Annotated in this window: 13 protein-coding genes; 4 read left to right on the top strand and 9 right to left on the bottom strand. The window is 66.5% G+C overall.

The features are described from left to right. Positions 1–20: 20 nt before the first annotated feature. From rtcA to AC1RMG_RS01645, 6 genes are all read right to left on the bottom strand, one after another. Positions 21–1,049, bottom strand: a complete 1,029-nt coding sequence (gene rtcA, locus AC1RMG_RS01670) for an RNA 3'-terminal phosphate cyclase (RefSeq protein ID WP_015635092.1) — start codon at positions 1,047–1,049, stop codon at positions 21–23. Positions 1,050–1,057: 8 nt separating this feature from the next. After that, positions 1,058–1,846 carry a nucleotidyltransferase domain-containing protein gene (locus tag AC1RMG_RS01665; protein WP_072451373.1) on the bottom strand — a complete coding sequence of 263 codons (789 nt, stop codon included), beginning with the start codon at positions 1,844–1,846 and terminating at the stop codon, positions 1,058–1,060. A gap of 15 nt (positions 1,847–1,861) precedes the next feature. After that, the gene (locus AC1RMG_RS01660) at positions 1,862–2,491 is read right to left on the bottom strand and encodes a hypothetical protein (protein WP_210456970.1); all 630 of its coding nucleotides are present in this window, start codon (positions 2,489–2,491) and stop codon (positions 1,862–1,864) included. Between the two features lie 16 nt (positions 2,492–2,507). Next, the gene (locus AC1RMG_RS01655) at positions 2,508–3,851 is read right to left on the bottom strand and encodes a PBS lyase (protein WP_493168110.1); all 1,344 of its coding nucleotides are present in this window, start codon (positions 3,849–3,851) and stop codon (positions 2,508–2,510) included. A gap of 4 nt (positions 3,852–3,855) precedes the next feature. Next, entirely contained in the window at positions 3,856–5,082 is a 1,227-nt protein-coding gene (locus tag AC1RMG_RS01650) for an RtcB family protein (RefSeq protein ID WP_011060602.1), read from the bottom strand. A 772-nt stretch (positions 5,083–5,854) separates the two neighbouring features. Further along, positions 5,855–7,399 (bottom strand): RNA-binding protein, encoded by a 1,545-nt coding sequence (locus tag AC1RMG_RS01645; protein ID WP_493168108.1) that lies wholly within the window; start codon positions 7,397–7,399, stop codon positions 5,855–5,857. Positions 7,400–7,603: 204 nt separating this feature from the next. Between AC1RMG_RS01645 and rtcR the strand changes: the two genes are divergently transcribed. Next, positions 7,604–9,196: an RNA repair transcriptional activator RtcR gene (gene rtcR, locus AC1RMG_RS01640; RefSeq protein WP_493168106.1), complete on the top strand. Its 1,593-nt coding sequence runs from the start codon at positions 7,604–7,606 to the stop codon at positions 9,194–9,196. Positions 9,197–9,312: 116 nt separating this feature from the next. On the opposite strand, the gene AC1RMG_RS01635 is transcribed toward rtcR, so the two are convergent. Next, positions 9,313–9,732, bottom strand: a complete 420-nt coding sequence (locus tag AC1RMG_RS01635; protein WP_325985849.1) for a PaaI family thioesterase — start codon at positions 9,730–9,732, stop codon at positions 9,313–9,315. A 197-nt stretch (positions 9,733–9,929) separates the two neighbouring features. Between AC1RMG_RS01635 and AC1RMG_RS01630 the strand changes: the two genes are divergently transcribed. Continuing rightward, positions 9,930–10,727 (top strand): DUF4349 domain-containing protein, encoded by a 798-nt coding sequence (locus tag AC1RMG_RS01630; protein WP_041117320.1) that lies wholly within the window; start codon positions 9,930–9,932, stop codon positions 10,725–10,727. 329 nt (positions 10,728–11,056) lie between these two features. Here AC1RMG_RS01630 and AC1RMG_RS01625 read toward each other — a convergent pair whose 3' ends face one another. Further along, positions 11,057–11,599 (bottom strand): ATP phosphoribosyltransferase regulatory subunit, encoded by a 543-nt coding sequence (locus AC1RMG_RS01625; protein ID WP_041117318.1) that lies wholly within the window; start codon positions 11,597–11,599, stop codon positions 11,057–11,059. Between the two features lie 412 nt (positions 11,600–12,011). Further along, a complete protein-coding gene (locus AC1RMG_RS01620) occupies positions 12,012–13,103 on the bottom strand; it encodes a DUF1615 domain-containing protein (RefSeq protein WP_220224136.1) in 1,092 nt (363 codons plus the stop codon). A 331-nt stretch (positions 13,104–13,434) separates the two neighbouring features. On the opposite strand from AC1RMG_RS01620, the gene AC1RMG_RS01615 reads away from it, so the two are divergent. Together AC1RMG_RS01615 and AC1RMG_RS01610 are read left to right on the top strand one after the other, a co-directional pair. Beyond that, on the top strand, positions 13,435–14,049 hold the full coding sequence (locus tag AC1RMG_RS01615; protein WP_011060595.1) for a LysE family translocator: 615 nt from the start codon (positions 13,435–13,437) through the stop codon (positions 14,047–14,049). Positions 14,050–14,100: 51 nt separating this feature from the next. Next, on the top strand, positions 14,101–15,579 hold a 1,479-nt coding region (locus AC1RMG_RS01610), incomplete at its 3' end, for an FAD-dependent oxidoreductase (protein WP_493168103.1).

Genomic DNA, 15,579 nt, shown 5'->3' with positions numbered 1-15,579 from the left:
ACCCGGGCCCATTAGCCCTTTCACGACAAGGCGTGGCATTGCACCTGCAGTACTTGCTCGCTCAGTGGCCGCGCCTCGATCCGCACCGGCAAGAATGCCTCGATCACCCGGATATTGCTCTGCAGGTGCTCGGTCATGCACGGCGTGGTGAAGCTGCCGCCACCGGCCAGGGCCATGGGCAGCAACAGTTGATCGGCCAGGTGTTCCGCCACTGCGGCACCGGAGTCCAGCCAGTCCCGGGCCTGATCGATGGCGCCGTCGGCGACCTTCTCCGCCCGCAGGCTGTTCTGGCCGAAACCGCAAAACAGCTCGGTCAGGTGCTCGAAGGCGAACTCCAGCAGCAGCACATTGCCCGGGCCGTACTCTTCATCCAGCAGCACCGGGGTGAGCTGCTCGCGAGGCAGTTGCAGACGATCGTGCACCCGGCGCAACTCGCGTTCCGCCACATGCTCGGGCAGGCCCGCGCTCAAGGCCCAGGCTCGACTGCCGAGCAATGCTCCGCGCTCTTGAAGATGCAAGGGTTGCAGCTCCGAAGGCTGGATAAAGGCCTCCAGCTCGCCACCGCCGGCCGGGACAAAACCATGGCGCAGCAGCTGCAGTTCCACCCGCCCGCCCATGCGCCGCAGTTGCGGCAGCCAGGCCTGCTGGAGGAAATCCACCGGCGGCGCCAGGGGGTTGTGGGTGCCGCCGCTGATGCTCACGCGGCTCGGCTGCGGCGCTCGCAGCAAGGCCGGCAGCAGGGTCTGCAGCACCAGGGTGCAACTGCCGGCGGTGCCGATGGCGAAGCGGTAGTCGCCGCCGCGGATCGGCCCCGGCTCGAAGCTCAGGACCTGGGAGCCAAGCTCGGCCCCAGTGGTTCTGGCGCCACATACCTGGGCCGCCGCCAGCACCGCGGTCAGGTGCTGGCGCAACAGCCCAGGGCGGCTGCGCCGGGCGCGAATATTATGGATACGCAGGGTCTTGCCGGTGAGCATCGACAGGCTCAGGGCGCTGCGCAGTACCTGGCCGCCGCCGATGGCGCCGTCCAGTTCGATTACATCCTGTTTCATCACATTCCTCAGGCGTAGTGCCGGACCGTTTCCCGCAGGTAAGCGTCCAGCAACGCGTTGTCTTCATGGGTACGCGCCAGTTTCGGCACCGGGCGTTCCAGCTCGGCGGCGATAAAGGCGTGCAGTGCCGGGCGTCGCGGTCCGTAGGCGGACTCGTCGGCGCAGCGTTTCAAAACCAGCAGCTCGGCCACTTCGTCCAGCAGTGGCTGATGGTCGACGGTGGTCAGCAGGTCGGCGAAGGTCATCGGCGGTCGGCCGCGCCCCTGGTCGATCCAGCGCACCGCGAGCAAGGGCCGCAGGACGTAGAAGTACTTCTTGAAGCGCACGCTGTCGCCTTGCAGGTAACCGCGAAAGTTCTTCCTGGCCATCGACAGATAATGGTTGCGCGCCGCCGGCGGGCTGTAGAACGCCTCGGCCAGCTCACGCAGGCGCTCGGCGGCGGTCGGTTCGCTGCGGTACACCAGGGGCGAGTCCAGCCATTCCAGCAGGGTCGGGTTGGACTTGCGCAACAGCCCCAGGGTCTTGCGCAGTTCCCAGCCGCTGATGTCCAGCTCGTCGTCCAGGGGCCGCTCGATCACGTCGCGCCCGGCATCCACCTGGATGAACCATTCGGGCTTTTCCACATAGACGAAACGCACATCGTAATCGCTGTCGGTAGAGGCAAAGCCCCAGGCCCGACTGCCGGATTCGCAGGCATACAGCACCTGCACATTGCGCTCGCGCTCGATCCGCGCCAGCTCGGCCAATACCCGTTCGCGCATGGCGCTGCTCAGGGGATGGCGCTCCAGATGTTCCATGATCCTTTTCCTTGTTCAATCCGTGGCGCTGGCGGCCAGCACACTCAGGGTCCGGCGCACGGGGTTCCACACCGTCAGGCACCAGACGCCCCACCACTCCAGGCCTTCGTCGAAATATTCACTCCAGGGCAGCAGATGCGGGCCCATGGCCGGGGCCTGACAATCCAGCTCCAGGTCGCCCACCCAGTTGATCACCTGGGGCTGCTGCTGGAGATCGAGCCCCAGCAGGTCCAGCCATTGGCCGTACACCTGCCGGGCCTGTTCGGCCCCACCCGGGAAATGCAGCCCGTACGGTGGCTGGCAAAACGCCCGGTACAAGGCCCAGTCCTGATGCTCCGGATCTTCGCAAACCAGTTGCCGGACCTGCTGCGGGCTGAGCCGCTCAGGCAGTGCCCGCTCCGGTTCCCAGCGCATCTGCGGTTCACCAACGTCGGCGTAGCGCGGGTCCTGGCGCAGCTTTTTCCAGGCCTCACGGCGCCTGGCCATCAGGTGCTGATACAGGTGCTGCAAGCCCTGGCGATGCAAGGCCTGATTCACCTCGACACCCGGCTCCACCGCCAGCCGCACAAAATCGAACACGCAAAACGCCGCTTCCAGCTGTTGGCGCAGCGCCTGGCTGTGCTCATCTTCAACCGGGGTCAACATGGCGGTTCTCCTTTCCTCACAACAGCCGCTGGACCGAACCGGCGGGTAATTCCCCGGCGGCTTCCATCGCCTGCAAGCGTTGCACCATGGCCTCGCGCAGGGGCTTGGGGGTCACCGGGTCGAACATCCCGTAGCGGCTGTCGCACCAGCGCGCCAGGGCCTCGCGCCAATAGGCGGCGTCACTGCCGCCCTGCCCCAGGCGCCACAGCAGGTACTCCAACTGACGCCAGCCCGGTTTGAGGGCCAGCATGGCCCAGCGTCGCGCCTTGGGCAGATCGTGCCAATGCTGGTCCAGACGCTGCTCCAGGGCCTCGTCGAATACCGCCCACGGCTGCTGGCGCAACAGGCCCAGGGCGCAGTCGAAGACCTTGTCCGAGGCATCGTCCAGGGCCGCCAGTTGCTCGGCCATGCCACGTTCACCCAGGGTTTGCAGGGCCTGCAGGCGCACGCTCAGCGCCGGCGAAGCCAGGGCCTGGCGCACCATGGCATCGGCCTGTGGCTCCTGCAGCTCCCTGACCACCCCCAGTAGCCCCAGCCACTGGCGCTTGTTGCCCGGGGCCGGCTGCTGCAAGCGGGCCAGCAGCACTGCCCGCGGGTCCAGCCCATGGCGCGGCGCGGCCCAGTGGGCCAGGCAACGCAAGGCCCCCGAAGGGTCGAGCAGGGCCTGCGCCAGATACTCGCGACAATCGGCCAGGCGCGACAGCAACAGCCGCAGGGCCTTGACCCGCACACTGGCGCCGCAGCTTCGCATCACCTCTTCCAGCAAGGGCAGCGCCTGCTCATCGGGCAGTTCGGCGCAGGCATCCACCGCCATCTGCCGCACGCTGACCTCCGGGTGGCGCAGGGCCATGGCCAGCAGCGCCGGTCGGTCCTCGACGCCCTTGAGCAACAGCTCGAAGACAAAGCGCGCAGCCTTGCCCCGGCAAGCGCCAAAGGCCCCTTGCACCTGGTCGCGCACCTGGGCCAGTTGCAACACGGCGCTGGCCCGCTCCAGGGTCGCGCCGTGGTCAGCGCGCTGCTTGCCCGCCAGGGCCAGCAGCGGTGCCAGGGTCTGCAACAGCAGCCCGGCATGCTCCGGCACCCAATAGGCCTCGACCGCCGCGGCGGCCTCCTGGCGAACCTGGGGCACCCAGTCGTTGAGGCGCTCCAGCAAAGCCACCAGGGCCTCTGCCGAAGGCTGCGCGGCCAGGCCGCGCACCGCGGCCTGACGCACGAAACCGTTGCCGAAGCGGCTCAGCTCCAGCCAGGCGCTGTGCCTGTCCAACTCGTCCATCACCTCCCGCACGCGGCGGGCTTCGTAGTCGCTCAGCTGGTACTGCCAGCCGGGCGGGGTTGCTATCAATGCATCCATGTCGTCCATTGCCCTACCCCTTAACGCACACCACCTGACGCAGGGTGTGCAGCACTTCCACCAGCTCGCGCTGGGCGTGCATCACTTGGTCGATGTCCTTGTAGGCCATCGGGATTTCATCGATCACCGCTTCGTCCTTACGGCACTCCACATGGGCGGTCGCGCGGATCTGGTCGGCCAGGGTGAAGGTGTTCTTGGCCTTGGTGCGGCTCATGGTACGCCCCGCGCCGTGGCTGCAGGAGCAGAACGCCTCCTCGTTACCCAATCCGCGGACAATGAAGCTCTTGGCCCCCATCGAACCCGGAATGATCCCCAGCTCGCCCTTCTTCGCCGACACCGCCCCCTTGCGGGTCACCAGCACCTCTTCACCGAAGTGGCGCTCCTTCTGCACGTAGTTGTGGTGGCAGTTGACTGCCTCCAGCGCCACCTCGAAGGGCTTGCTGATCACCTTGCGGGTGGCCTGGATCACCAGTTGCATCATCAGCTCACGGTTCTGCCGGGCGAAATCCTGGGCCCAGGCCACCGCTTCCACGTAATCGTTGAAGTGCTGGCTGCCTTCCTCGAAATAGGCCAGGTCGCGGTCCGGCAGGTTGGCGATGTGCTGGCGCATATCGGCCTGGGCCAGGTGAATGAACAGGTTGCCGATGGCGTTACCTACGCCACGGGAACCGCTGTGGAGCATGAACCAGACCCGGTTGGCCTCATCCAGGCAGACCTCGATGAAGTGGTTACCCCCGCCGAGGGTTCCCAGGTGCTTGCGGTTGTTGCTGTTGGCCAGGGCCGGGTACTTATCGGTGATCGCCTTGAAACGTGGGTGCAGCGCAGCCCAGGCCTGGTCGGCCTGATTCGGCACGTCGCCCCAGGCGCCCTTATCGCGACCGCTACGGGGCGAGGTACGACCGTGAGGCACCGCCGCCTCGATGGCGCTACGCAATCCGGCCAGGTTATCCGGCAGGTCGGAGGCGGTCAGCGAAGTACGGGCGGCGATCATTCCGCAGCCGATATCCACCCCGACCGCAGCCGGGATGATCGCGCCCACCGTGGGGATCACACTACCGATGGTCGAACCCTTACCCAGGTGCACGTCGGGCATCACCGCCAGGTGCTTGAAGATGAACGGCATCTTCGCGGTGTTCATCAATTGCTGGCGGGCTTCGTTTTCCACCGGCACGCCCTGGGTCCACATCTTGATCGGCTTGCCGTTGGCGACTTCCAGCAGTTGGTAGGTCTTGTGTTCCATGTCGTTGACTCTTTTTCCTGTGGCCGCTGATTCGGCCTTGTTCAATAGGGTGCGCAGGAGCCGGGTCGCAGAAGACGATCTCAGGGGTCTCTTCGCTGGCAAGCCAGCTCCTACGAAATTGCGGTGTTCGGTGCAAACGGCGACAAGTGGAGGTGAAACATGCAGCGCGCTCTGCCTCTGAGCTAACACCTTGCGGTGAACGGGACTCGAACCCGCGACCACGCTGTCCTGTAGTTCCACCGGCATTCGCCGGGTCAATCGGTGCAGGCCGGGCCTGCGGGCAGCGACAAGGGAACAGGCACATTTGCTCTACCGACTGAGCTACAGCCTTGCGGCTGGCGGGGTTCGAACCCGCGACACGATGTAGTACCCGTGGCATTCGCTGCCATCCCGCCGAGGCGGGGGGAAAAGAGGCGACGACAAGGAGTCGATGAAACGGTGCACTCGCGTTCTGACCATTGAACCACGGCGCCGTTTTCCGGCACCGGCGGGAATCGAACCCGCATCTCGAACCTTGGATGTAGTTCCATCAGCATTCGTCGCAAAAACTGCAAAAAAGGTGGCACGACAAAAGAAGTGACTGATCGCCGGATTCGAACCGGCTTGACCAATATGTACAGCCACTGGCATTCGTGCCGTCACCGGCCCTGACAAGAGTTGCTGAGACGCCTTTGGATGTAGTCACAGCGGCATTCAGGGCCAATGAGCAAAAAATCTGTGGTGTGCGCCGGCTGGCCGGCGCACGGTGTGTTTCATCCTCTACCGATCAGCGTTACATCGCCTCGATCGCCTTTACCCAGTGCTGCGCACCGTAATTGCCCGCAGTGAACTGCTCGATCACATCGAACACCGCGTCACTGAAGCCGCCGACGTTGAGGATGTCCTCGCGGTCCGGTGCCTGGGTCGTGGCCCCGGGCTGCATGTCGATGCACACCAGCTTCGCCTGCGGGTTGATGGCCCGGATCCGCTCCCACTGGCGCATCGTTTCCGTGGCGCCGTGGCGCCGCGCATCGATCCACGACTCGTTGTCCGAGACCAGGATCAGCGTGTCCACGCGGCTCTTGGCATTGGCCAGCTGTGCCAGGGGCGCCGAGCAGTTGGTCCCCCCTCCGCCGATGTTCGCCAGCTTCTGCGCATTGCTCATCACGCTGTCCCGCGGGTTGAGGTGGATGTTCACCACCCCACGCTCGAACGGCATGACCCGCGCCGCCGGCTGCTTGCGCAACACCGCGGCCGCCACCAGTGCCGCCACATCGATGCAGCGCACCGCGGTGGTGGCGCCCTGGCGATAGCCAGTGACCGGGCTGTGCATCGAGCCCGAGACATCCGGGCAGACCACCACGTTGCCCGCCAGCGCCGGGACGTTGGCCAGGGACAGTTCCAGGGCATCCTGCAGCGCCTCGCGGACCGGCTGCGGCACCTCGTCACCGGCCATGCGGTAGGCCGCCAGCAACTGGTACGGATAGACCCGAGCCTTGGCCACCTCCCCCGCATCCGCCAGCCGCGCCGCCACGTACTCGGTGCAACCCGGCACCTGGAACGCGCCGTGGCGCGCCAGGGTATTGAGGTTCATGCGCAGCCCCTGCCAGCCCATGTTGCGGGCCTGCCCGGCCCATTGTTCGGCGCTCAGTGTCTCGTTGCCGAGCAACTGGAACGGCACCTGGGGCACTTCCCGGGTCGCTCCGCTGCGAAACGCCAGCAGGTCCCGGGTCAGCTCAGGCAGCGCCTGCACATCCACCGGCTTGCCGATCAACCAGGCAAAGAAGGCTTCACGCCAGGCCTCGCCTGGCTTGGGGTGAACCATCTTCACCACGTCCGCCAGGGACGGCTGGTTGCCGATCGAGGCCTGCAACAGCTGGCGCTCGGTGGCGCTGTTCAACCAGCTCTGCACCAGGCGCTTGGGCTGCGACCCCAGGGATTTGCGCCCGGTCACGCCGCTGCGCAGGATCTGCACGAAGTTGCGCAGCATCTTGCCGTTGTCCACCACCTGGGCGAACAGCTCCGGCACCAGGGCCGAGCGTTGCGCGGTCAGCGCCGCCAGCAGCAGCGCCGGCATGTCCTTCATATGGCCTTGCTGGCGAGCGTAACGGGCGGCCTGGGCGACGAAGCGGCTGTCCAGCTCGCTCACCAGTTGCAGCACCGCTTCCAACTGGCCTTCAGGCGAGGTGTAGAAGGTCGAGTTCAAGCAACCGGTAACCGCCAGCTGGGCCAGGCGATGCTTGGCGTTGTAGGCATAGGCCCCGGCCTTGGAAGCGTTCAGGGTGGTGCTCGCTGGCGCTTTTGCCTGTTGGGTGTTGAACAGCTGGAAGTTGGCCATCTTGGCGTCTCGCTCTGTTGTCTTGTTCGTTGCCAGAGATATTGCAGCCGCTGTGCCAGGTTTTGATTTTCCAACAAATTATTTTTCAACTCATTGATTTATAAGGTTTTTATTTTTTATCACTTTTTCATCACGTATCCGGCAAGACAAACGCCTCGATAATTTTATATCTTTGCTTATCGTTTTTTATCTCCAGGTATAAACATGTCGAACAAGCCCACGGTCGCCATAGGTTTTGTCGGTTCCACCCTCGATCGTGTCGGCAAGGGTGCCAACCGCTGGAGCCATTGGCGGCCCACGGTCGGTCTGAGCCAGCAGCAGGATGTGCTGATCAACCGCCTGGAGCTGATCCATGGCCTGGACGCGCGGGATGTCAGCCTGGCCGAACGGGTGGCCAACGACGTGCGCCAGGTGTCGCCGGAAACCGAGGTGCGCCTGCACCCCATGGGCCTGAACAATCCCTGGGATTTCGAGGAGGTGTACGGCGCCCTGCACGACTTCACCAGCGCCTACCCGTTCGACACCGAGCGCGAGGACTACCTGGTGCACATCACCACCGGCACCCACGTGGCGCAGATCTGCTGGTTCCTGCTGACCGAGGCGCGCTACCTCCCTGCCCGGCTGATCCAGACCTCGCCGGCGCGGCGCCGCGACCCTGACCAGCACGCCACCGGCACCCACGCCCTGATCGACCTCGACCTGTCGCGCTACGACCGCATCGCCTCGCGTTTTGCCCACAAGCGCCTGGAAGGCCTGGCCTTCCTCAAGTCCGGGATCGCCACCCGCAACCCGGCATTCAACCGCTCCATCGAGCAGATCGAACGGGTTGCCGTGCGCTCCAGGGCACCGATGCTGCTGATCGGCCCCACCGGTGCCGGCAAGTCGTTCCTGGCCCGGCGCATCTATGAGCTCAAGCGTGGCCGGCACCAGGTGCAGGGGCGCTTTGTCGAGGTCAACTGCGCCACCCTGCGTGGGGACGGGGCCATGTCGGCACTGTTCGGCCATATCAAGGGCGCCTTCACCGGCGCCCAGAATGCCCGCGAAGGCCTGCTGCGGGCGGCGGATGGCGGCATGCTGTTTCTCGACGAGATCGGTGAACTGGGGCTGGACGAACAGGCCATGCTGCTCAAGGCCATCGAGGAGAAGCGCTTCTTTCCCATGGGTTCGGACCAGGAGGTGCAGAGCGATTTCCTGATCATCGCCGGCACCCACCGCGACCTGCGTGGCCGGGTGGCCCAGGGCCTGTTCCGCGAGGACCTGTATGCGCGGATCAACCTCTGGACCTTCAACCTGCCGGGGCTGGCGGGGCGCCGCGAAGACATCGAACCGAACATCGATTTCGAGCTGGAGCGTCACGCCCGGGAACAAGGGCAGCTGGTGCGCTTCAACCTTGAAGCGCGGCGACGCTACCTGGCCTTTGCCAGCTCCAGCGAAGCGGCGTGGCTGGGCAACTTCCGCGAGCTGTCGGCGTCCATCACCCGCATGGCCACCCTGGCCGACAGCGGGCGCATCGACCAGGCCCAGGCCGAGGAAGAGATCCAGCGCCTGCGCCACGCCTGGGGGCTGGAGAGCCAAGAGGACGAACTGCAGAAACTGCTGGGCGACGATGTGGAGCTGGACCTGTTCGACCGCCTGCAACTCAAGGCAGTGATTGCCGAGTGCCGCCGCGCCGACAGCCTGTCGGAGGCGGGGCGCCGGCTGTTCGGCGTGTCACGCCTGGGCAAGGCCAACCCCAACGACGCCGACCGCCTGCGCAAATACCTGGCGCGTTTCGGCCTGGATTGGAAACAGCTGTAGCCGCTGCCGCAGGCTGTGCAGCAGACGCCGCGATCCTGGGGCCTCTGCGCGATCGGCGGGAGATCGCCAAGCAAGGTCCTGCGGACCTTTGCGCAGCTTCGCGGGCTCAGCAGCGGCTACAGGGCTGCGGCTGGGACGGCGAAGACGCCGCTGGCCCGGGCCACTTCCCGTTCGCCGACCCGCAGCACCACGGTGGCAAAGGCCATCTGCCGGCCACGCTTGGCATGCTCCAGGTGCACCTCGATCCATTCCCCGACCTGCACCGCCCCCAGGTAGTCGAGGGTCATGCTGGCGGTGATCAACGGCAAGGGCGGATCGCTGGAAAACGCCATGGCGTAGCCCATGCCGATGTCTGCCAGGGTGGCGATGATGCCGCCATGCACCGTGCCCCGGCCGTTGGCGTGCCGGGCATCGGCCCGCAGGCCGACGCGCAGTTCGCTGCCACTGCCGCAGCCGTAGACCGGGCCGATCAGTTCCAGCAACGGGCTGCTGCGGGGCAAGGGGGCAAAGCCTGGGGGGATAGCCGACTCGCGCATGACGCACTCCTTGATCTGCGCCGAAACACCGTCGTCCCGGGCTGCCACAGGTGTAGTCCTGAACCCGCGCCGCGCCTATCAGCATCAGCCAGGAAAATTGTCGCCGATAAGCCAAGCCGGGATCGTGGTCTCTCCCCGAACGACGGTAAGATGCGCACCTGCGACCCTGTCGCCGATTCATCCCTCAAGGAGCCCCCATGCAGCATCAGGACGATCACCCTGCAAAATTCCGTCGACTGGCCCTGGCCCTGTTCGGCGCCCTGGCCCTCAGCGCCTGCTCTCCCAGCGACCACAACAGCAGCGCCGTGGCCTTGGGCGGGGCCCAGGGCAAGGCCGGCGCGCAATTGGCCTATGAGCATGAACTGAGCCTGTCGCTGCCAGCCGCGCAGATCGGTCCGCGCCTGGCGCAAACCCGCGAAGCCTGCGAGAAGGCCCAGTTCGGCCCGTGCAATATCCTGCGCCTGGAACAGGGCAAGTACCGTGCCCAGGTGACGCTGCGAATAGTCCCGGACGGTGTGGAGCCCATCGTCCAGCAGGCCTCCCAGGGCGCGGAACTGGGCGAGCGCATCACCAGCGCCGAAGACCTGGCCGATGCCGTGGCCGATGTGCAGCGCCAGCAGCAGCGGCTCAAGGCCCAGCAGCAGCGCCTGGACGAACTGGCGGCGCGCAAGGACATCAGCGTCAGCGACCTGATTGCCCTGAGCCGGGAACAGGCCGGCATCGAGAACGACCTGCAGGCCCTGGCCCAGACCGCCGCCGGCCAGCAACGCCGCCTGGACACCAACCTCCTGACCCTGAAGTTCCTGCCCAGCGACGGCGTCCAGCGCGAATCCAGCCTCAAGCGCGCCTTCAGCAACCTGCTGGACAACCTGGCCGACGGCACCGCCGAGGCCCTGGAGAAAGGCAGCTATGTGCTGCCCTTCGTGATCCTGGCCTTCCCCCTGGTGCTGCTCTGGGTCTGGCTGTGGCGCAAATTCGTACGCCGGCGCCCCTGACCCCACCCGTAGGAGCCAGCTTGCCGGCGAAGAGGCCCGCAAGCCTTGCACCGCCCTGGCGAACGCCTTCGCTGGCAAGCCAGCTCCTACAGCAAGCAGGCACATCCCGGAGCCCCACCCCGTAGGAGCCGGCTTGCCGGCGAAGAGGCCCGCAAGCCTTGCACCGCCCTGGCAAACGCCTTCGCTGGCAAGCCAGCTCCTACCGCACGCAGGCACCTCCCGCAGCCCCACCCCGTAGGAGCCGGCTTGCCGGCGAAGAGGCCCTCAAGCCTTGCACCGCCCTGGCGAACGCCTTCGCTGGCAAGCCAGCTCCTACCGCACGCAGGCGGTCAGGCTTGCAGCGCCAGTTGCAGGCGCTCCAGGCCAATGCCGAAGCCGGCACCCTGGCGATAGGCGCCTGCCCCCACCACTTGCTGCTGCGCCCCCAGGCGCGGGCAGCGCACTTCGAAACCCTCGCCATTGAGGTAGTAGGTCAGGCCGCGCTTGACCCCGAGGTTGAGCTGGTATTCCAGGCCCAAGGCGTCGAGAAAGCCCACGCACAGCGCCCGCGCCTGCTCCAGGGCGCGCTGCGGATCAGGGCCGAGAATCTCCAGGCCCAACTGGGTGAACTCGCGGTAGCGCCCGGCTTGCGGCCGCTCGTAGCGATAGCAGCGGGCAACGTAGAAGAAGGCCGCCTGCTCGCGCCCCGCCAGCAGCTCGCCGGCGGTTTCCTGGAACAGCGCGGTGGCTTCCGGGATCAGGCAGCAAGGCCGCCCGGCCTTGTCGTTGAAGGCCCACATCTGGCCGATGACTTCGCTGCCGCCGGCCTTCTCGATAAAGGTGTCCTGGCCCCACAGCGCCGGGACAATGACTTCTTCAGCGCCCGCTTCGATGAAGCCAGCTCCGGAAGCGTCCTTCCAGGGTTCGCAGGGTGGCGGCTTGTTCGCCGGTGATCATTCGAGTGCCACGTAACATGGTCATGGGTCATTCCTCTGGTTTTTTGACAGGCAATAAAAAAGGCGCCTTGTGGGGCGCCTTGGTTTTTTTCATCGAAGGTCAGTGATCGCGATTGCTCGATGACTGACGGCTCGACGCGCACAAGCGACCACGGCCCCGGAGATGAGGTCGATAGTGATGAGGGCGGGAGACGAGCCGGGAAAAATTCATGGCGCATCCTGCCACGCCGCCCCGGGCCTGACAAGCAAGCACCTGCGCCCCGCACAACAGTGCCCCCTGTGGAAGCCGGCTTGCCGGCGAAGAGGCCCTGCATCGCCCTGGCGGCCGCCTTCGCTGGCACGCCAGCTCCTACAGCGGGCGTTGCAGGCAGCGCTGGTAGCGTTCGTCCACCCGTTTGGCGAACCAGGCGGTGGTCAGCTGGCGGGTGATCTTCGGGCTCTTGAGTTCGATGCCGGGCAGTTGCTGGCGCGGTACGGGCTTGCCCGCCACGCGATCGGCCAGGGCGAACACCTGACGGTACAGCTCGGTTTCTTCGAAGTCCTGGCGGTCGCCCTTCTCCAGCTGGGCGCGGATCTGCGGGTTACGCAGACCCAGCTGCTTGCCCAGGGTGCGCACCGCCAGCTCGGTGCTGCCGGGCATGACCGAGCCGTAGCGGATCAGGTCGCCATCCAGCGCCAGCCTGATCCCGCTGGCCCGGCTCACCGCGCTCTGGAACGCCGCGTTGCGGCTGGCGTACCAGCCGGCGTTGAAATCGGCGAAACGGTACAACGGCTGCGGGTAGTCCACCGGGTAGCCCAACAGGTGGGCGATGCCGAAATACAGGCCGCCGCGGCGGCTGAAGACCTCATGACGGATGGAGTCCTGCACCGGGTAGGGATAGCCCTGGGCATGCTGCTGGGCGAACTCGATGCTGACCTGCATCGGCCCACCGGTGTGCACCGGGTTGAAGCCGCCGAACAGGGTCTTGCCCAGGGGCACCATGCCGATGAAGTCATCGAAGATCGCACTCAATTCCTTCTCGCTGCGGGCACTGGCCAGGCGCTGGCTGTAGGACTGGCCGTCCGGGCCGCGCACTTGCAGGGCGGCACTGACCAGCAGCGCCGGCACATGCACCTTGGCCGCGCGGCGGTCGATCTCTTGCCGGGCGATGCGCCCCAGGCCCGGCACCGTCGGGTCGACCTGGAAGGTGGATTCCTGCTCGGTCACCGCCAGCACTGCGCACAGGTTGCTCTGGCTCGGCTCAAGGCCCTGGGCGCTGAAGGCCACCTGGATGTCCCGGGCCCAGCCCGGGCGGTCCGCCACCTGGGCCGGCAGCAGGCGCAGGATCCGGGCCTGGGTCTGTTCGGGGGTCAGTGTTGGTGCCTGGGGGCCGCGCTGGCTGGCGCAACCGGCCAGCAGCGACAGGCCCAGGAAGCAACTGAGAAGACGAGAGGAAATCATGGGGCTCCGCGAGATGGCTGGGCGAGGGCCGTGCAAGTAAAGCAGCGGCTGGGGCGTTCGACCAAGGAATGCGAGCGCTGTTCCCGCCGCGGCCCTCGTAGCCGCTGCCGCAGGCTGCGTAGCAGACGCCGCGACCCTGAGGCCTCTGCGCGATCGGCGGGAGATCGCCAGGCAAGGTCCTGCGGACCTTTGTGCAGCTTCGCGGGCTCAGCAGCGGCTACAGGCTAGAATCCTTCTATTGGCGGTGTGGCTGGGTGTATTTTGATGACCCCGACTTAGGTGTGGCGCCCAGCCCTGAACCTGCGCCTGCCCTCAATGGAGTGATGCCCGGATGTTGACCCTGGACTTCCTGATCACCAGCCTGATCGTCGTGCTGATTCCCGGCAGCGGCGTGATCCTGACCATTTCCACCGCCCTGGTGGCCGGCAAGCGCGCCAGCCTGTTCACCGCCATCGGCTGCACCGCCGGGATTGTCCCGCACCTGCTGGCCTCGATCCTCGGCCTGTCGGCCATCCTGCACTCCAGCGCCCTGGCCTTCCAGGGCCTGAAGTTCGCCGGCGTCGCCTACCTGCTGTACCTGGCCTACGCCACCTGGCGCGACCGCTCGGCCTTCGCCGTGGACAGCAACGCCGTCAGCCATGGCCCCGGCGCGCTGATGCTCAAGGCCTGCCTGCTGAATATCCTCAACCCCAAGCTGACCCTCTTCTTCCTGGCCTTCCTGCCCCAGTTCATCGCCCATGACGGCAGCGACCCGATCCCGCAGATGCTGCTCCTGAGCGGCGTGTTCATGGCCATGACCTTCTTCGTGTTCGTGCTCTATGGCCTGCTGGCCAACCTGTTCCGCACCGCGGTGATCGAATCGCCCCAGGTGCAGAACTGGTTGCGCCGCAGTTTTGCCGCAAGCTTCGCCGGGCTCGGCCTGAACCTGGCCTTCGCCCAGCGCTGAGCCCGGCGGCAGCCGCCTGCATGACCTTGATCGTCTACCGAGGGCAAGCCCATGAATTGCAGCGACGTACTGATCATCGGCGCCGGCCCCACCGGCCTGGTCCTGGCGCTCTGGCTGCGCCGGCAGGGGGTCAAGGTGCGGATCATCGACAAGACCCCGGGCCCGGGCACTACCTCCCGGGCCCTGGCGGTGCAGGCGCGAACCCTTGAGCTGTACCGCCAGCTGGACCTGACCCGGGCCATCGTCGAGCGCGGCCACCATGTGCCGGCGGTGAACCTCTGGGTCAAGGGCGAGCGCGCCGCCCACCTGCCGTTCAACGCCATCGGCGAAGACCTGACGCCCTACCCCTTCCTGCAGATCTTTCCTCAGGACGAACACGAGCAACTGCTGATCGAACGCCTGGCGCTGCAGGGGGTGGAGGTCGAACGCAACACCGAGCTGCTGGCCTTCACCGACCACGGCCACCTGATCAACGCCCGCCTGCGCGGCCCCGACGGGCGCGAAGAACACTGCCAGGCCTTCTACCTGGCCGGCTGCGACGGCGCCCGCTCCACGGTGCGCAAGACCCTGGGCACCAGCTTTCCCGGCGGCACCTACCAGCAGGTGTTCTACGTCGCGGATGTGCAGGCCAGCGGCCCGAGCATCGACGGCCAGTTGCACGTGGACCTGGACGACGCCGACTTTCTCGCGGTGTTCCCCCTGGCCCAGAGCGGCCGCGCACGGCTGATCGGCACGGTGCGCGACGAGCGTGCCGAGCACCCGGAGAACCTGCGCTTCGAGGATGTCAGCCAGCGCGCCATGCGCCAACTCAAGGTCGAGGTGGCCCAGGTCAACTGGTTCTCCACCTACAAGGTGCATCACCGGGTGGCCGAGCAGTTTCGCACCGGCCGGGTGTTCCTCCTCGGGGACGCCGCCCACGTGCATAGCCCGGCCGGCGGCCAGGGCATGAACACCGGGATCGGCGACGCCATCAACCTGGCCTGGAAACTGGCAGCGGTACTGAGCGGCAAGAGTGCCGAACGCCTGCTGGAAACCTACGCCACCGAACGCATGGAGTTCGCCCGGCGCCTGGTGGCCACCACCGACCGGGTGTTCAGCTTCGCCACCGCCGACGGCCCGGTGGCCTACCTGGCGCGCACCCGCCTGGCGCCCCTGCTGCTGCCGAAGATCGCCGCCTTCGACAGCGCCCGGGAGTTTCTCTTCCGTACCGTGTCGCAGATCACCCTGAACTACCGCGGCATGCCCCTGAGCGCCGGCGGCGTCGGCCCGGTGCACGGCGGCGACCGCCTGCCCTGGGTGCGCGATGGTGAACACGACAACTTCGACAGCCTGGAGTACCTGGGCTGGCAGGTGCATGTCTACGGCGTCACCAGTGACGCCCTGCGCGACTGGTGCACCGCGCACCAGGTGCCGTTGCGCACCTTCGACTGGCGCCCGGCCCATGCCGCCGCGGGGCTGGCGCGCAACGCCTTCTACCTGCTGCGCCCGGACACCTACGTGGCCCTGGGGGGGGGGGGGGGGGAACAGCGC

The organism is Pseudomonas sp. GW822-FHT04H02 (assembly GCF_058800645.1).
The sequence above is the reverse complement of the archived record's forward strand: the minus strand, read 5'-3'. Positions and strand labels throughout refer to the sequence as shown.